Origin of the sequence: Wolbachia endosymbiont (group A) of Cephus spinipes (genome assembly GCF_964026895.1) — a bacterium.
Classification (GTDB): domain Bacteria; phylum Pseudomonadota; class Alphaproteobacteria; order Rickettsiales; family Anaplasmataceae; genus Wolbachia; species Wolbachia pipientis.
Genome location: NZ_OZ034713.1, coordinates 146,096 through 164,733, shown reverse-complemented (window position 1 = coordinate 164,733; position 18,638 = coordinate 146,096). Strand labels below are relative to the sequence as shown.

General features: G+C 35.8%; 14 protein-coding genes and 1 tRNA gene. 7 read left to right on the top strand and 8 right to left on the bottom strand.

Annotated features, from left to right (window positions below; genetic code table 11):
• Positions 1–126 precede the first annotated feature (126 nt).
• The 4 genes from AAGD59_RS00810 to petA all read left to right on the top strand — a co-directional run bounded on the left by AAGD59_RS00810 (position 127) and on the right by petA (position 5,362).
• The gene (locus AAGD59_RS00810; RefSeq protein WP_174516848.1) at positions 127–1,002 is read left to right on the top strand and encodes a tetratricopeptide repeat protein; all 876 of its coding nucleotides are present in this window, start codon (positions 127–129) and stop codon (positions 1,000–1,002) included.
• An 840-nt stretch (positions 1,003–1,842) separates the two neighbouring features.
• Positions 1,843–1,915: transfer RNA gene (locus AAGD59_RS00805), tRNA-Val, on the top strand.
• A gap of 52 nt (positions 1,916–1,967) precedes the next feature.
• Entirely contained in the window at positions 1,968–4,676 is a 2,709-nt protein-coding gene (gene gyrA, locus AAGD59_RS00800) for a DNA gyrase subunit A (protein ID WP_141456691.1), read from the top strand.
• 86 nt (positions 4,677–4,762) lie between these two features.
• On the top strand, positions 4,763–5,362 hold the full coding sequence (petA, locus tag AAGD59_RS00795; RefSeq protein WP_015589439.1) for a ubiquinol-cytochrome c reductase iron-sulfur subunit: 600 nt from the start codon (positions 4,763–4,765) through the stop codon (positions 5,360–5,362).
• 9 nt (positions 5,363–5,371) lie between these two features.
• On the opposite strand, the gene priA is transcribed toward petA, so the two are convergent.
• On the bottom strand, positions 5,372–7,714 hold the full coding sequence (gene priA, locus AAGD59_RS00790; RefSeq protein WP_015589438.1) for a primosomal protein N': 2,343 nt from the start codon (positions 7,712–7,714) through the stop codon (positions 5,372–5,374).
• Positions 7,715–7,858: 144 nt separating this feature from the next.
• Here priA and AAGD59_RS00785 point away from each other — a divergent pair, with 144 nt between their 5' ends.
• Positions 7,859–9,643 (top strand): hypothetical protein, encoded by a 1,785-nt coding sequence (locus tag AAGD59_RS00785; RefSeq protein WP_265027910.1) that lies wholly within the window; start codon positions 7,859–7,861, stop codon positions 9,641–9,643.
• 72 nt (positions 9,644–9,715) lie between these two features.
• On the opposite strand, the gene thyX is transcribed toward AAGD59_RS00785, so the two are convergent.
• The 5 genes from thyX to acpP all read right to left on the bottom strand — a co-directional run bounded on the left by thyX (position 9,716) and on the right by acpP (position 14,634).
• The gene (gene thyX, locus AAGD59_RS00780; RefSeq protein WP_015589436.1) at positions 9,716–10,570 is read right to left on the bottom strand and encodes an FAD-dependent thymidylate synthase; all 855 of its coding nucleotides are present in this window, start codon (positions 10,568–10,570) and stop codon (positions 9,716–9,718) included.
• A gap of 9 nt (positions 10,571–10,579) precedes the next feature.
• The gene (murA, locus tag AAGD59_RS00775; protein WP_006279833.1) at positions 10,580–11,857 is read right to left on the bottom strand and encodes a UDP-N-acetylglucosamine 1-carboxyvinyltransferase; all 1,278 of its coding nucleotides are present in this window, start codon (positions 11,855–11,857) and stop codon (positions 10,580–10,582) included.
• A 155-nt stretch (positions 11,858–12,012) separates the two neighbouring features.
• Entirely contained in the window at positions 12,013–12,837 is an 825-nt protein-coding gene (locus tag AAGD59_RS00770; protein ID WP_022626149.1) for a CPBP family intramembrane glutamic endopeptidase, read from the bottom strand.
• Between the two features lie 251 nt (positions 12,838–13,088).
• Positions 13,089–14,360, bottom strand: a complete 1,272-nt coding sequence (gene fabF / locus AAGD59_RS00765) for a beta-ketoacyl-ACP synthase II (protein ID WP_015589434.1) — start codon at positions 14,358–14,360, stop codon at positions 13,089–13,091.
• Between the two features lie 13 nt (positions 14,361–14,373).
• Positions 14,374–14,634, bottom strand: a complete 261-nt coding sequence (acpP, locus tag AAGD59_RS00760) for an acyl carrier protein (RefSeq protein WP_006279836.1) — start codon at positions 14,632–14,634, stop codon at positions 14,374–14,376.
• Between the two features lie 145 nt (positions 14,635–14,779).
• Here acpP and AAGD59_RS00755 point away from each other — a divergent pair, with 145 nt between their 5' ends.
• On the top strand, positions 14,780–15,571 hold the full coding sequence (locus AAGD59_RS00755; protein WP_265027909.1) for a polyprenyl synthetase family protein: 792 nt from the start codon (positions 14,780–14,782) through the stop codon (positions 15,569–15,571).
• Positions 15,564–16,505, top strand: a complete 942-nt coding sequence (locus AAGD59_RS00750) for an FKBP-type peptidyl-prolyl cis-trans isomerase (protein ID WP_015589432.1) — start codon at positions 15,564–15,566, stop codon at positions 16,503–16,505. Before AAGD59_RS00755 ends, AAGD59_RS00750 begins: the two co-directional genes overlap by 8 nt.
• A 68-nt stretch (positions 16,506–16,573) precedes the next feature.
• On the opposite strand, the gene hslU is transcribed toward AAGD59_RS00750, so the two are convergent.
• Positions 16,574–18,064, bottom strand: coding sequence for an ATP-dependent protease ATPase subunit HslU (gene hslU / locus AAGD59_RS00745; RefSeq protein ID WP_006280200.1), 1,491 nt, complete (start codon positions 18,062–18,064; stop codon positions 16,574–16,576).
• Position 18,065: 1 nt separating this feature from the next.
• Complete coding sequence (gene hslV / locus AAGD59_RS00740; RefSeq protein ID WP_006280198.1) at positions 18,066–18,620, bottom strand: ATP-dependent protease subunit HslV; 555 nt, start codon at positions 18,618–18,620, stop codon at positions 18,066–18,068.
• Between the last annotated feature and the right edge of the window lie 18 nt (positions 18,621–18,638).

Below are 18,638 nucleotides of genomic sequence, written 5' to 3'. Positions count from 1 at the left end.
AAAGCGAAATATGGAAGACAAAAGATAAATGCATTCTGAAAAGCTACACAGCATGTTCGTCCCGCTAATTAATAATATCTTTATTATTGTATGAGATAGGTAATTTAGCATTTATGAATTTGTAATGTGTTACGCATAGCTCAAAGAAATAAGGTTTACTGGTTACACGCTGCAGCCAATGCCACAACACTAGGACCTATGTTTATCTGCATGTTAATTTGCGTTGTGATTTTATGGAGGTCTTCTGTTACCTATGCTAGTGAAAATTTGGAGATACAAAAGGCCTTCGATAGTGTTGTCAAGCATATAAAAGCTGATAAAAAATATAAAGATTTTGATGTTATTGAGAGAAAAAGTGACAAATTTAATATCAAAATTTCGCAGAATTCTGGCAAGAGTTTTGACATATACTCTACTTTAAAAAAAGCAAAAGATTCCTTTGAATCAGGAGATAATGAAGCAGCTATTTCTCTCCTTAATCAGATTATCGCAAAGTTTCCTTATCATAAAAATGCTTTAATTGGATTGGGAAATATTTATTACGCTAATAAAGAATACAAAAAAGCTGTAGAGATTTACACAAGACTGTTAAAAGAACACCCTAGTAACCCTTACATATTAAAAAATTTTCTGACGATAATCTCACAATATGATCCTGATCTGGCGTTGAGTGAAATGTTAAAATTGTATGATATACATAAAAATTATGCTCCTTTATTAGCAAATTTAGGTCTGATCTATATGAAAAAGGAGGATTATGTAAAAGGTAAAGAGTATATGATAACTGCTATTTCCCTCGATGAAAACAATATTTTTTATACTTATAATTTAGCTGTTATTCTAGATAAACTTTCAGATTTTCAAAATGCTACAATATTCTACTTAAAGTTGTTAAACATGGCTACAACTTCGAAAGATGTGAGTGAAAAAATACCTTTATACAAAGTGACAGCAAGACTAAAATTTATAAAACTTCACAGCACGCACCCAAAGATTTCATAAAAGCTTATAGCTTACCTAAAGCTAATTTATCGTATCTGTTCAAGGGAGTGGCTAATGTGCAAATATTGAAGCAAAGTGTGTGACACACAGCTGTACGAACATTTGTTTGCAAAGGTAATTTGCACAACAAATGCATAACTGTACGAACATTGTGATTTTGGCCCATCAGGAGGGTGTCATCCCAGTGCTTGACACTGGGATGGCTTTGTTGCATCGCTACTTATGAAAGGCTAACTATAGTTAGGATTATAAGCAACCTATTGAAAATCTTGTTTTTTTGCAATCAATCTGATCAAATTTAAGAATAGTAATTTGTTATTTATATTAATAAATTTAATTCTATTGAAAATAGCTAAAGCATTGAAATTCTTGAATTTTAGCCGGATTGGTAAATGGTAGTGAAATTTCTTTTACTCAAATTTAGGTATTCATTGACCGTTCTTGTTATAAATACCAGAATAATAAGCTACTGATATTCCCTATCTTTTTTATCTTTAATCCATCATAGCTAGCGATGCAACAAAGCCCACTGGGATCCAGGAATTTTATTAAGTTGGCGAGCATAAAAATAGCTGTTTTATGTAAAAATACAACGTTTTAATGATTATGAAAAAGCTGGATTCCAGTGTCAAGCACTGGAATGACACCATTCTTTTTTCTGGATCCCAGTGTCGGCTACTTGGATGACACCATTTATTGTAAGGACTTACCTCACATTTACTCTATGATTATCTTTTTAGATCACCTTGTCTACCTATTTTGCCACTCTGCTGAACGGATACAATTTATTGCTATTTTTGTTTACAATAATAATATTGAGCTATAGAATTAGATCTAAAGGGGCAATTAGCTCAGCTGGTAGAGCATCTCGTTTACACCGAGGAGGTCGGCAGTTCAAGTCTGTCATTGCCCATTTGCTTAACTGAATGTTAGTATTATTAATTACTTCAATTAAAGTATAGAAAATGCAGGATAATATAGTACCAATCTCAATAGTAAAAGAGCTGGAAGATTCTTATCTTTCCTACGCAATGAGCGTTATCATAAGCCGGGCTATACCTGACGTGCGGGATGGATTTAAACCTGTTCACAGGCGCATATTATATGCAATGTCAAGAGCTGGATTCGATGCCGGTAAGCCATATAAAAAGGCAGCTCGTATAGTTGGGGATGTAATGGGGAAATATCACCCACATGGTGATGCAGCTATTTACGATTCCTTGGTTAGAATGGCCCAAGATTTCTCTCTTCTTTTACCACTTGTTGATGGGCAAGGTAACTTTGGTTCGATAGATGGAGATCCACCAGCTTCAATGCGATACACAGAAGCAAGACTTCAAAAAGTGTCGCACTTTTTACTGAATGATATTGATGAAGATACAGTTAATTTTAGGCCAAACTACGATGGAAATGAAACAGAACCAGTTGTGCTGCCTGCAGAGTTTCCGAATCTATTGGTAAACGGTGCAAGTGGTGTTGCAGTTGGTATGGCAACCAATATTCCTTCTCATAATCTTGGAGAAATAATAGATGCTTGTATATTATATGTAAATAATCCTGAAGTTACTTTGGATGAGTTACTTGAAGTGATGCCAGGGCCGGATTTTCCAACTGGGGGAACAATTCTTGGAAGGTCTGGAATAAGATCAGCATTTGCAACTGGTCGTGGATCAATTGTTGTGCAAGGCAAGACTCATATAGAAGATCTGCCACAAGATAGGCAAGCAATAGTGATTGATGAAATACCTTACCAGGTAAATAAAGTAAAATTAATTGAGAAGATAGGTGAGCTTGTAAAAGAAAAAAGAATTGATGGTATAACAGAAATTAGGGATGAGTCCGATAAGTCTGGTATTAGAGTAGTAATTGACCTCAAAAGAAATGCTGAAGCAAGTTTTATACTTAATCAAATATTGGGGCTAACTCCACTAAGAAGTAGTTTTAGTGTTAACACTTTAGTGCTCAATAACAACAGGCCTGCTTTGATGTCATTGAAAGAAATCATAGAGGCCTTTATTGATTTTAGAAAAGAAGTGTTAATCAGGAGAACAGAATTTCGTCTAAGAAAAACGAGAGAAAAAGCTCATATATATATAGGGCTCTACATTGCGGTCCTCAGCATAGATGAAGTGATAAAAATCATCCGCGGTGCAAAAGATCCTGCGGAAGCAAGTAGAGAACTTTTAAATAAAGAATGGAAAACTTCGAATGAAATCAACACTATTATCGAGTTGATTTCAGATAGCGCAAGTTTTTTGAAAGATGGAGTGTATAGATTAACTGAGCTACAAATTAAAGCTATCCTTGATATGAAACTGCAGCGTTTAACAGGCCTTGAAAAAGACAAATTAGAAGCTGAGCTAAGTTCAATGATCAACCTGATAAAAGAATATATCGCTTTTCTTGGCTCAGGAGAGAAGTTGATGAAAGAAATAAAAAACAATCTACAAGAAATAAAGAACAGATTTGCTGTGCCGCGAAAAACTTCAATAGAAGAGTCAGACGCGGACATTGAAGCTGAAGATCTAATTCCACAAGAGGATATGGTGATAACCGTAACTATGAATGGTTATATCAAGCGTGTAAAACTTTCTCACTACAGAACTCAGCGTCGTGGTGGAAAAGGAAAGCTAGGACAGGGATTAAAAGAAGAGGATGTAATCACAGAATTATTTGTTGGAAATACCCATACTAGCTTTTTATTCTTTTCTAACATTGGTCGAGTTTATAGATTAAAAGTTTATAAGTTACCTCTTGCAGAGCCAACCGCACGTGGAAGAGCACTTGTTAACATATTTCCGCTTAGCGATGGTGAAACTATAACTAATATCATGCCATTGCCAAGTGAAAATGACGAAAATCAAAACATAGTTTTTGCTACTGCCTATGGAAACATAAGGCGTAACTCCTTAGCGGACTTTCACTATATTCCAAGCAATGGAAAAATAGCAATAAAGCTCGATGAAGGAGACAAATTAGTATCGGTTAAGGTATGTAATGAAATTGACCATGTTTTACTTTCAACAACGCTTGGAAAAAGTATCAGATTTGTTGTAAGTGATGTGCGTCAATTTAAGAGTCGCAATTCAGATGGCGTAAGAGGTATCAAACTTGTAAAGAATGACAGCGTGATATCCATGACCATATTAAATGGGATAGGTGTAGCAACAGAAACAAAAGAACTTTACTTAAAAGTTCCACTTGCAAAAAGACTGGGGACTGCAATTAATAACTCCATTGATTCTAAATTGGAAAAGACTTTGAATGATTTAGGAATAGATAACGAATTATTCTTAAAACTTGCAGTGAATGAGGAGTTTATATTAACTATTACTGAAAATGGCTTTGGTAAAAGAACTTCTGCGTATGAATATAGAGTAACTAACAGGGGTGGTGTTGGTATCACCAATATTCTTACTACTAGCAGAAACGGTAATGTTGTTGCTAGTTTTCCAGTTGAGCAGGGTGATAATATAATGCTTATTACAGATAAAGGAAAGTTAATTCGCATTTCGGTCAATGAGATTAGAATTGCAGGACGCAGCACTCAAGGAGTCACTCTGTTTAAAACAGAAAGTAGAGAAAAAGTGGTGTCAGTAGCGAAAATTGAAGATCCTGATTCCACTGAAGATAGTATTTTTGAAGTTGAAAACTCTATCTCTTCTCAACCGTAGTACAGGTTAAACAAAAAGCGCAAGTTTTTGTTGATTAATACGCAGTATTTAAATTAAAATATATACTTATGGCTAAGTAAAGATCAATGGACAAAAATTTAACTAAAAATAAAAAACCACTGGCAAACAAAGAGGATAAAAAAACACCTCCTGTTAAAGACCTTACTAAAAATAAGAGTAGGAGAGATTTTATAACATTAACTACATGCGCTATGGCAGGTATAGGAGCTGCAAGCGGACTTTGGCCACTGGTTAAATCTATGAATCCTTCTGCTGAAGTTCTAGCAACTTCCACAGTGGAGGTGAATTTGTCTGGAATTCAGGAAGGACACGGAGTAAAAGTAAAGTGGCAAGGTAAACCAGTATTCATTCGTAGACGCACAAAGCAAGAAATTGAGGCTGCAAGAGCTGTGAATGTGAAGAGCTTGAGGGATCCTCAATTAGATGAGCAGAGAGTATACGAAGGAAAAGACGAATGGTTAATTATGCTTGGAATATGTACACATCTTGGGTGTGTACCGGTTGACCACGCTACAAGAGATGGTAATGGTTGGTTCTGTCCTTGCCACGGTTCATATTATGATACATCAGGCCGAGTGATTGGGGGTCCTGCACCGAAAAATATGGCTGTACCTGATTATTTTTTTCCCAGTGAGAATGTTGTGGTAATTGGCAAGAAGGCTTAACGGAACTCGTTAAAAAAAACTCACAGGATCAACATCTATTATCACTGCAATACTCGAATTCAAGTTACAATTTTTAATCCAATATTTCAGCTTTTTTTGTATAGATAAACTGTGTTTATTGTGTATTTTTAATAATACCCTATGCCGATACTTATTATTTAAAAAATTTATTGCTGCTGGTGATGGGCCAAGAATTTCAAATTCCTTTTTGTCTACACCTACATTTTTTTCCTGGATACAAGTAGTTAAGCTACTTGGATAACAAAGAAGAGATTTTACTATTTCATTCGCTGCTTTTTGTGTTGCAATCTGATTCTTACCACAAATTATAAGCGCTATTAATCTGCTAAATGGTGGCATTTTGGCTTCGCGTCTTGACTTAAGTTCGATTTCATAAAATGAGTCTCTTTTTTGATGCAGCAATGCTTTTATTATTGAACTTTCAGGATTATTAGTTTGCACTATTACCATTCCTTTTTCATTAAACCTTCCTGATCTGCCTGCAACTTGGTGCAATAATTGATACGTCTTTTCCGCTGCTCTTAAATCAGAATTTTCGAGGCTCAAATCTGCATTTATTACTCCAACCAAAGTTAATTTGGGAAAATTGTGCCCCTTAGCAATTATCTGTGTGCCGATTATAATGTTCACCTCTTCCTTTAACACTAAATCAATGATGTTACTAACCGACTTCTGATCGCTGCTTATCATCGCAGTTTTTGCGTTTGGTATTAATTTCACCATTTCTTCAAGTAACCTTTCAATTCCTATGCCGTAGAGGGACAATGGCTGTTCACTTTGGCAATTAGAGCATTTTTCTGGAAGTTTCAATTGATAAGAGCAGTGGTGGCACAAAAGAGCATTTTTTTTCTTGTGATATGTAAGCCAAACAGCACAATTTAAGCAGGAAATTTTATATCCACACTTTTTACAAATTGCCAGTTGTGCATACCCTCTGCGGTTTAGAAAAAGCATAACCTGCTGTTTTTTCTCTATGGTTTGTTTGATGCTTTCAAAAAGCTCAGAGGAGATCCATTGCTTGTTGTTCCTCATATCTACTACTTTAATGAGTGGCAATTCTGCACCACCAAATCGCTTAGTTAGCTTTACATGATTGTAATTCCCGTTTTTAACATGATGAATCGTTTCAAGCAGTGGAGTAGCTGATGATAAAATAATCGGAATATTTTCAAATTTGGCTAAGATTATCGCCATATCTCGAGCATTATATATAATTCCCTGTTCTTGTTTAAAAGATGAGTCGTGCTCTTCATCAACGATAATCAATTTTAGGTTTTTATAAGGCAAAAAAAGCGCTGACCGTGCACCAATAATTATCTGCGCATTTCCATTTGCTATATTGAGCCAATTATTCCGGCGAGTTTTTGGAGTGAGCCCTGAGTGCCATTCAACTAAGTTTTTTGATATCTGACCGCGAACACGATTTACCAATTGTGAAGTTAAAACAATTTCAGGTAGGAGGATTAAAATTTGTGTATTACCTTCTCCTGATGTCATTTCAACATATTCTGGTGTCATACTAGTACGTGGCAAAGACGGTATGCTAAATGTTACAGTGGGTTTTGCCTTGAGTATAAAGGTGTCATTCCAGTGCTTGACACTGGAATCCAGGAATTTTGATTGTAAATTAGGTATTGGTTTTAAGTTAAAATAAACATTTGTAATGAGGTTATATGAAAAACTGGATCCCAGTGTCAGGCTACTCGGATAACACCCTCTTGGTAGACCCAAATCACAATGTTCGTACAGTTGTGTCTCTGGGCACTGGGATGGTAAAGTCTGAGCAGCATTTGGAACGGCAGTGTAATTCTTAATCAATTGTGCAATCACAGAGAGATAAACTTCGGTTTTTCCAGATCCTGTCTCACCGTCAAGCAAAGTCACTGAATACTCGTTCAAATTGCTTATTATTTTATCACTAGCTATCTGCTGTTCAGGGCTTAATTGGCAACTTATTTCACTTGTTTCCTGCTTTTGTTCAACACAAACCAATTTATCTATGTGATTTACTTTTAACACTCCTCCCATTATCACTTTGGCAAGCATACCAATAGGTATTAAATTGTATTGTGCAACCCACTCTGCAAATGCAATCAATTTTGGTCTAATATTTGGTAAATCGATTTTTTGCTCAATAAATTTTAATTCTCGGTTACTTTTATCACTGTATTTCCAAACTATTCCGATTAAGCGTTTTTTGCCAAATGGCACCACTACGTAATCTCCAAGTAAAATCTCAGTATTTTCCTCAATTGCATATGAAAATAACTGATCAATTGGAAGTGATAGTAATACGTCAACTGTTTTTGCCATAGTGATTGAGTTTAACATTGTTTTAAAGAGCTTGTAACTTTATTAAGCCTGGCAATATAGATGAATCGGTACAGAGAAAATCTTAACGTTTAACACATTTTTCATAGTACAGACCGTATGATTGATAAATAAAATGATTTATAGAATTTGTGGAGGCTACCAATGGTCAACGACAAGATTACTTTGAACTTTGAAATAGAAAAAGGCAAACCTATAGATCGATACTACTTTTCTGCACATATAAAGCTTACAGATGAAAGCAAAAATCTTTTGCGGGAGAAGCTTGGCAGTACAATTCAATTCGATAATCTAGATGATCACTTCAATCTTAACCATGAGAATTTTTATATCTACTACAACAAATATAGTGAGCACAATGGTAGAAGTGAGCTACACGTTAGGGATGATAACGGTAAATATTTAACCTCCAATCTTCCACTTAATTACTATGGATTCTCAATGGAACTATCACCTGACGGAGCGTCAATTGCAGATTATGGTTTTTATCCTCTGTATGCAATCTATAACCCAAATCACTATAATAAAGCAAAGGAAAAAGTATTTGATGATCACGGTGAATTGTCACCAATTGCATCAAATGTGTTAGATAATTTTTTAAGCAACACAAATAGCTTAACCACACAAGATATATTACAAAATGTATTCTCACAACTGCAGAAGAAAGCTGATGAAGAAGCAGAAAGATTGGCAAGAGAAAGAGAAGCAGAAAGACAAAGGGAGGAAGAGTTAAATGAAAAGAACGAGGAGTTAAAAGAACTTGTAGAAAAGGATGAGATTAAAATATTCAAAGTGGTAAAAGGTAATGATTTAGGTAATGGGCATTCAGCAGTAGTTTTACAACTTGATGGGGAAGAAGGTGACAAGATACCTCTCGACTCTAGTAAATACTACATAGCAGAGTATAGACACCACCCAGAATGGGAAGGCGATGAATATTTAAATTTTGTTAGCCCTGATAGTGATATGCTGGTTAATTATGAAAACTTATTTTTTGTGCTCAATCAAAGCTCCTACTCAGACTTTGAAAGTGGGTTTTATTCAGAAAACAGAACCGATCCCCATAATTATGCTAAATATTCAAAGGAACCATATTTGAGTGGTGACCAGCTATCTGAAAAATTATCTAATGAATTGGAGGAAGATAGCAATCAGATAGGTACTGAATTTACAATTGATGATGAGCAAGTAGACGAAGAAGTTGTGGTAGAGAGTGAAGCCAAGTCTGGGGAGAAAGGAACGGTTGGTGAGGATAACGCAAAAAATACTATACAGGAAGAAGAATCTAACTATATAGATCAAATGCAAGCGGATGATAGCAGCAGTTATAAACCAGCTTTGCAAAGCAATCGTGATGATTATGCTGATACGAAAAAAGCTCTGCAGGAAAAATTGCATGGAGATGAAATACACAAGCAAAGTAATGAGAAAGCTCAAAAAGATATAGAAGTAAAAAAAGTAACTGTGGAAACTGACAGTAGCAGTAATAAGACTGAAAAACAAACAAAACCAACAGAAGATGAACAAGAAACTGTTATGGCAAGTGTGATAGAAAATATGGATAAAAATTCTGATATTGAAGCAGAAACTTCTAACAGTGTTGCAAATTCACAACATCCCTTAAAAATAAAGACAGGAAGTCCTCTTGAAGTGGGAAAGTATAAGGTGGAGCTGCAAGTGACATATGATGATGTAAAGAATTTTTATGATACCGTACGTGGTAAATATCATGCTGGCGATGGATATAACTACGAACAAGTAATGGTTTTATATAATGAAATTGTTAGGCCCGCTCACAATCATCATTACGAGCTGTTTACTCTTGATGAAGCACATGTTGCTAATGATCACCTGTTTATCAAGGGTCAGGATTTTGGAACTCTAAATGATTTTAATGAGATGTTCTATAAAAGTGATGAGTTAATGTGATGTAAAAAGCAAGATTCAATCTGGTGAACGAGAGTTAACTGACAGAGGAGATTGACACGTATGCCTTTATCTTTAAGATTGTTTATCAAGTATAGACATCAGCTCGCCCCATTCTCTTTTACCAATATTACTTTCTTCTCTAGTAACGTTTTCCCCTTTAATTAATTTGCGAATTATTTCTAGACCAGTTCTTGAAATACAGGCTGATTCTAGGCAATATTCAACAAAGGCATTGTAGGCCAGTGGAACCCATTTTTTTATTATATCCAGCATAACTTCTGCATAAACTCTGATTTCATATTGGGCATGCTTATCAGCTCTAAGCTTCAAAAAATGAAGGAGATTATGCAGATCTATTTTCCAATAAAATTGCGTGTAGTAATTAAGCATTAGGTTAGTTCTGGCAATTTCTCTTGCAAGCCCCTGCTCAATAAATTTTTCATAATGAGAATATACTAAATTAGAGTCATTTGTTAGAGAATCTATTATTTCCTTTGAGGTATCTGGATCAAAAGCTTCCCCGCTACCTTGTTTATTATTGTCAGATTGTTTTGCAACTTGTTCTGGTTTAGGTGTATAAAATTCATTATCAAGTATTGAATACCTTGCTGAATATTCATTCACATTTGCAGTTCTATGCCTTATCCATTGCCTTGCAACAAAAATTGGAAGTTTCACGTGAAACTTAATTTCACACATTTCAAATGGAGTTGTATGATGATGTCTCATTAAATACTTTATAAGTGCTTCATCCTGACTTATCTGTTTTGTTCCCTTGCCATAAGAAACACGAGCAGCTTGAACTATAGCGCTATCAGAGCCCATATAATCCACTACTCGAATAAATCCATGGTCTAATACCTTATGTTCTTCATATAAGATTGCATCTATTTCTTTTACTATAGTTCGTTTGGTTGCTTCATTCATAAAATATCCTCAAGACGAAATGGAGATATCAGCTCCACATGAATTGAGTTTTTCATGCATTGCTTCATATCCTCTCCATAAATGATGTGAATTGTTTATTATAGTTTCTCCACCGGCTACCAAAGAAGCAAGCACCAAAGCTGCTGTTGATCTTAAGTCAGTAGCATATAGATTAGCTCCAGATAAGCTTTTTATTCCACTTATAGTAGCTTTGCTTTTCTCGATGCTGATATTAGCACCTAACTTTCTCAATTCATCTGCATGTGTAAATCTGTTTTCAAAAATGTTCTCTTCAATTACTGATATCCCATCAGCGATGCACATTGCAGACATCAGTTGTGGTTGCATATCACTGGGAAAATTGGGATATGGATCTGTCGCAACGTTAGCAGACTTAATAGAGCCATTTTTTCTGGAAATAACAATGCCTCCATCATACAGTTCAACCATAGCTCCTATAGTCTCCAACTCATTTGTAATACACCTTATATCAGATAGATTTATTCCTTCCAACTCCAACTTACCACCGGTTATTATAGCAGCTAGTGCATAGGTGCCTGCTTCTATGCGATCTGGTATTATTTTATGAACACATCCATTTAGTGCTTCAACTCCTGTTATTATGACCTTTGTATTATCAATTTCAATATCAGCACCCATTTTCTTCAGAAAATCTATTAAATCAAGAACTTCCGGCTCAGTTGCAGCATTGTTTATTGTTGTCACTCCTTCTGCAAATGTTGCTGCCATTATTACATTTTCTGTTGCGCCAACACTTATTTTCTCAAATGTGATTTCTTTTCCTTGTAGCTTTCCTTTCACTGTTGCAATTATATTATAGCCGTCAATTTCAATTTTAGCTCCCATTTCTTCTAATGCTTTAATATGCATATCAACGGGACGCTTTCCAATGTTGCATCCACCAGGAAATGCTGTTCTCGCTTTGCCAAATCTGCTAAGCATTGGACCCAATATTAGAAAAGAAGTTCTTAGCTTACTTGCGGTTTTATATGGCATCACGTGATTGTTGATATTGCTGCAGTCAATTTTCAAAGTATGGTTCGCTTTATAATTTTTATTGTGCATAAAGTTCACTTCTGCTCCAAGACTTTCAAGCAACTTAGACATTAGATGCACATCAATTAAATCAGGTACATTATGCAAAATTACCGGGGAGCTACTTAATAGACTTGCTGCCATTATTGGTAAAACAGCATTTTTTGAGCCATTAATCTTGATTTTTCCGACCAAAGGTTTGTAGTTATTTCTTATTAATATCTTGTGCATTTAATTAGATATAAAGTATAATTCATTAGTTTATTGAAGTCTTACTAAGTATAATAGATTGACCGTAAAAGGCAAAATTTGCTTTTTCTTCCTCATCATCCCAGTGTCATGCTACCTGCATGACACCTGATGCGAATTGCCCCCGAAATTTTATACTATGAATTACTCAAATGACGCTCTCGAGCTTTATCAAACCAAATAACACCAATTGCAACAATGAAATAACCAGCTGCTCCTAATGTAAGGCGAATTACTGCATCGAAAGTTGACAGAGGAGGAGACGGCATTAGAATGCTCAAAACACTATACACAAGATTATTTGTTGCATGAGCAATAGTTACTGGCCAAATCGAGTTGTCTTTTTCAAACAACCAGGTAAACATTATAGACATTGCACAAATATAAAGGGTATAAGCACAAATAGTCGGGAATGTAAAGCCATCCTTCCACAAAGCTGAGCCAGCAACCACATAAGTTGGTATGTGCCATACTGACCAAATAATACCGACAATAATTGCTCTGATATAAAAATTTGATATTTTGCTTTTAAGATTTTTCAAAAGATAGCCACGCCAACCGATCTCTTCACCAAGAGACATAATGATCCACATCACAAAGGTTGATAATAAAACAAATAACATCACTAATGGACTCAAAACTGCACTCAAATCCTTTACACGGTCTAACGTAAAAGACTCTCGGAAAAATGAAAAACCGCAGTAAATTGACAAAAGACCATTGGAAATTAGCATACTTACCAGAATAAGTATAAACCCTAATAGACAGTTTTTTGGCGAACTAAGTTTAAAAAGATCCCTTACCTTCTGTTTATTATAAATGGTTAGCAAAATTGCAACTGAAGCCGGAACAAATGTTGTTAATAATGTTATGTCTTTGAAAGGTAAGCACCAAGCTATAATGCACGTCAAAAAATATGTAATTACAACAAATAATGTACAATTAATAGTGGTTAAATTCATGCATACGCCCATCAATTCCTTTTCTGCATTATTGATCTTTATTCATAAATTGTCAATAAAATACTTCTTCAGGGATGAATAGAATATTTTTTCTTTTTGAATTGCTATTGATAGTTTAATTTTTATATGTATTCCATTTCACAACCGTTTGTCATCCCAGTGTCACGTGCTGGGATGACAGTAGGAGAGCTGCTTGCATGACAAGAGGAGGGTACTGGAATGACAAGAGGAAGACACTGGGGTGACATCAACTAAACTTGTCCAAATATGAGCGATGCATTAGTGCCACCAAAACCAAACGAATTAGAAAGTGCATATTGAATTTTATGCTCCTGAGCTTTAAACGGTACAAAATTTAAATCACATCCTTCTGAAGGCTTGTGTAAATTTAAGGTTGGTGGAATAATCCCATTATTTAATGCAAGAATACTGAATATTGCCTCAACGCTTCCTGCAGCACCAAGCAAGTGCCCTGTAGAGGATTTAGTTGAAGAAACGGGTATTTTATAAGCGTAATCGCCGAACAACTTTTTCATTGCTATCACTTCGATTTTATCTCCAAGTGGTGTTGAAGTTCCATGTGCATTGATATACCCTACTTGATTGGGATTAATTTGTGCACTATGAAGAGCAAGTTGCATTGCTTTAAATGCGCCTCTTCCTTCTGGATGCGGTGCAGTGATGTGGTGTGCGTCTCCTGTGAGTCCATATCCATTCAGTTCAGCATATATTTTTGCTCCCCTTTTTTTTGCATGTTCGTATTCTTCCAACACCAATATACCTGCTCCTTCACCCATAACAAAACCATCGCGTTCTGCATCCCATGGTCTGGAAGCTTCTTTGGGTTTATCATTGAATTTAGTTGATAACGCTTTCATAGATGCAAAACCTGCAATTCCAACTCTACACAGTGCACTTTCTGCTCCACCTGCAATCATCACATCCGCTTCACCAAGTTTTATAGTTCTTGCTGAGTTTATGATTGCATGCGCACCTGTTGCACATGCGGTTACTGCTGAATCGTTTGGACCTGTAAATTCGTATTTAATAGAAATATGGCCAGATATCAAATTTATTAGACTTGCAGGGACAAAAAATGGACTGACACGTCTGGGCCCTTTTTCCTGCATGGTAATAACATTTTCCTGAATTGACGGAAGACCACCTATACCAGAGCCAATAGTCACACCAACACGTTCCCGATTGATATTTTGGCTTTCCAAAATTAATGAATCATCTACTGCCTGAATAGCTGCTGCAATACCGTAATGGATAAAACGATCTGTCCTTTTTGAGTCTTTCTCAGAAATATAATCTAGTGGATTGAAATGGTGCTCAATGTTGTCTGATTGCAACGGCACCTGCCCTGCAATTTTGCAAGCAAGATCAGAAGAGTCAAATCTATCCGTATTGATTGCTTTTATGCCGGATTCACCTTTTATTAGCCTTAACCAAGTGTTGTCAACATCTGCTGCTAGTGGAGTGATTAAACCAACACCAGTGACTACTACTCTTCTGCTCATTTAACACTAACTATTAGCCTTTTTTATTATTAATGTACTCAACTATTTGCTCCATAGTTTCCATTTTTTGTGCGTCTTCATCTGGAATTTCTATCCCGAACTCTTCTTCTGCCGCCATGATGATTTCAACTGCATCTAAACTGTCCGTACCATGCTCCGAAAGCTTTGAAGAGCTGTTGAATTTCTCTACATCCTTACTAATGTGCTCTAGTATAATCTTTTTCACTTTTTCTTCTATGTCTTCTCTAGTGCTCTTTGCTAGTTCGCTATTCACATTTCTTACCAAAAAAATAACCTATTCTTTGATGTTATAAAAAATTTTTATGTTTGCAATATCTTTTATAACTGGTAAACTACAGCAAAGTTTTCTACTGCCCTAGCTGGCTAGCGTTACGTGCTAAACAATTAACAATTCAAAAATGCTAGACGAAACAACAAAAAATTTGCTTATTGTAGAAGTAAACAAACTCTTACCCGAAAATAGCGAGAATAAGCTTATATCAGCTATGCGTTATATACTCCTTGCTCCTGCAAAACATATACGCTCCTTTTTAGTCATAGCTTCATCGCAAGTGTTTAACGCGGAAGCTAAAAAAGTAATATCAGTTGCTGCAGCAATTGAATTTGTTCATGCTTACTCTCTAATTCACGATGATTTACCGTGCATGGACAACAGTGATACTCGCAGAAGCCAGCTAAGCTGCCATAAAAAATTTGATGAAGCAACAGCAGTGCTTGCCGGAGATGCACTACTTACTCTGGCTTTTGAGGTATTATCTTCGTTAAATGAGAAACGCTGTGAGATCATAAAAGTGCTCTCTCAAGCAATAGGAATTAGGGGAATGGTGGGAGGACAGGCTTTAGGTATTGACACAGATTTTAACAAAATAAAAGAAATTCATTTGATGAAAACCGCAAAACTATTTGCAGCTTCATGTGAAATAGGTGCTATAATAGGGGGTGCTACAGATGAACAACGGAGAGCGTTATATAACTACGGGATAAACCTAGGGCTTATCTTTCAAGCTAAGGATGATATTGAAGACTACGAACAAGATAAAACAAATAACCTAATGTCTGTGCTTGGTAAAAGTGAAGTAGAGGACTATATAGACGGCCTCTTTAAACAAGGCTTGGATAATTTGAGTGCGCTTTCAGGGGATACTAATTATTTATATGATTTATTGAATCAAGTAAAGAAAGATGGTTAGAAAAATTATATTACAAATGCTTATTTCCGTAGTAATGATTCTCACTTTAACTTCTGCTTTTGTGTTTACTATTGTCTATATAAACAAAGGTAAACCGGAAAAAAAGGACAAGCTTTATGAGATAAATGCCACGCATGGTGGTTTGATACAGACGATAGCATATTACCTAGTGAAGCCAATACTTGAATCAGCACTTGACCGCTATATTGAAAAGCATGGGCTAACAGAATATTTAGAAGAAATGACGCAGCAAAAAGAAGAGGATTCGATAAATTTTTATGAAATTACTGAAGGCAGTGGCAGCAAGGCTTTTTGTGGCCTGGAAGTCCTATTGCAAATATATAAAATTTCTAATAATAACTCAGCAACACTCCCTAGCAAAGTTTCTGATGTTACTTTGAAAATAGGTCAAGATGACCTAAAAGAAGTGAGTTTAGGGGCAATAGGTATGAAAGAAGGCGGAGAGCGTGTAGTTACTATTGCCAATGAGAACAAAATGAATTTTAATTCTTATTACGTCAAACTGATCGAAGTAAAGGATAAATATCCCGACTCAGTAAATAATCTGATGGTTTTTAATGACTTAATTAACAAGACTGGAAAACAAGTAAGGTGCGGTGATGAGATATCGGTTAAATATAGCGTAAAGGAGCATAATGGGGAATATATAGTCAAAGATCAAACAGTGCAATTTAGGGTTGGCGATAAAAAAATACCACTTGCTATAGAGCTTGGAGTTGTGGGAATGAGAGCTGGTAATAAAAGAACTATTCTTTCTCCGCCTGACCTTTTGACTATTACTGACGATATGTTAATAAAAGACATAGATTATGATGAAAAAAATATCTCAATAATTGACTTAAGCTTAGATGTTAAGCAAGAGGTCGCAGCACACCATTCTACTGTTGAAAAACAGCCTAAAGAATATAGCTGAAATTTTAGGTCTACTGGCTAATCTTCTGAACACTCTCTATACTACTTAAAGTAGGCTTTTCGTTTTTCCTAAAGTATAAACTTAGATAAATCAAGCTGCTTCGAAATTGACTCAAGTTTATCTTTTACATACTTGCTGTCTATAATGAATTTTTCGCTATTTTTCTCAGAAGCAATGAAACTTATTTCATCTAAAAGCTTCTCCATGACAGTGTGAAGCCTTCTTGCGCCTATATTTTCCACTTGCCTATTAACTGTAAACGCTATTTCAGCTATGGTTTTTATACCATCATCAGTGAACTCAAGTGTCACATTTTCTGTTTTCATTAAAGCTATGTACTGCTTTAACAAACTAGATTCTGGTTCCTTTAATATTCTTATTAAATCCTCTTGAGTAAGTGCCTTAAGTTCTACCCTGATCGGTAATCTGCCCTGCAATTCCGGTAAGAGGTCAGATGGTTTAGACTGATGAAAAGCACCAGATGCAATAAATAATATATAGTCTGTTTTTACATGGCCATACTTAGTTGTAACAGTTGTTCCTTCAAGTAATGGTAACAGATCGCGTTGCACTCCTTCTCTGTTTACTTCACCTTTTACTTCTGTACGCGCTGCAATTTTGTCTATTTCATCCAAAAATACTATACCGTCATTACTAACAAGATCAATGGCTTCTTTGATTATCTTATCTTCATCCATTAGCCTTTCACTTTCTTCATTAATTAATATTTCACGCGCTTCTTTTACCTTCACCGTAATAGTTTTTGTTTTTTTGCTCCCGTTAAACATCTTGCCCATTATTTCTGTTACATTCATCACACCAACTTGCCCACCTGGCATGCCTGGTATATCGAAAGTAGGTAACATACTCTTGCTCTCTCTGACGTTAATAGAAACTTCTCCGTCCTCAAACTCTTTATTCCTCAACCTTTCTCTAAAAATTTTTTTACTCTCTTCGGTTGCATTTTCGCCTACCATAGAGTTTACTATTGTTTTCTCAGCTAAAATTAAAGCCTTTTTAGCTAAGGCTTTACGGGCTTTCTCTTTAACTAAAACTATTGCTGCATCAACTAAATCGCGTATTATCGAATCAACGTCACGTCCAACGTACCCTATTTCAGTAAACTTCGTTGCCTCAATTTTTATGAACGGTGCACCGGCAAGTTTTGCTAAGCGACGAGCTATTTCAGTTTTACCAACCCCTGTATGACCGATCATCAATATATTCTTAGGTATGATTTCATCACGCAATGGAAATGGAACCTGATTGCGACGCCAACGATTTCTGAGCGCAATAGCAACAGCACGCTTTGCATCATCCTGTCCGATTATGAATCTGTCCAATTCTTTAACTATCTTCTGTGGTGGCAGGTCATCTAACAAAACTTGAGTGCTGTCATTAACTTGAACATCGCTGTCATTTGAATCAAAACCACTCTTAGTATCTTTATAGAGGTTATCTTTTTCATCGTAGGTGTCACTACTACAAGACCGCCCTTCTGAAAGGGTTATGGGCTGATTGGAAAAATTGGTGCATAAAGTTTTTTGCTTGGAAGACATATCACTCCTCTATCTTTTCAATAACTACATTATGATTTGTATAAACACATATATCGCCAGCTATCTTCATAGCCTTTTTCGCAATTTCCTCTATTGATATTCCTTTAATGTCAATTAAAGCTCTTGCTGCAGATAGAGCAAAATTTCCCCCAGAGCCAATAGCTGCGACTCCATCTTCAGGTTCAAGAACATCACCTGTTCCCGTAATTACTAATGAAATAGATTTATCTGCAACGATCATCATAGCTTCTAATTTCCTCAGATATTTATCCATTCTCCAGTCTTTTGCAAGTTCAACACATGCTCTCATTAATTGCCCTGGGTGCTTGTCAAGTTTAGATTCTAATCTTTCAAAAAGAGTAAATGCGTCGGCTGTTGCCCCGGCAAATCCAGCAATTACGGAATCACCAGAAAGACGCCTAACTTTTTTTGCTCCAGATTTTATAACAGTGTGGCCCAGTGAAACTTGTCCGTCACCTATTACTACTACACTTTTATCTTTTCTAATTGATAATATAGTAGTGCCATACATTTTATTGTTATCGTGTTGAATCATTTTTCTATCACTTTAAAT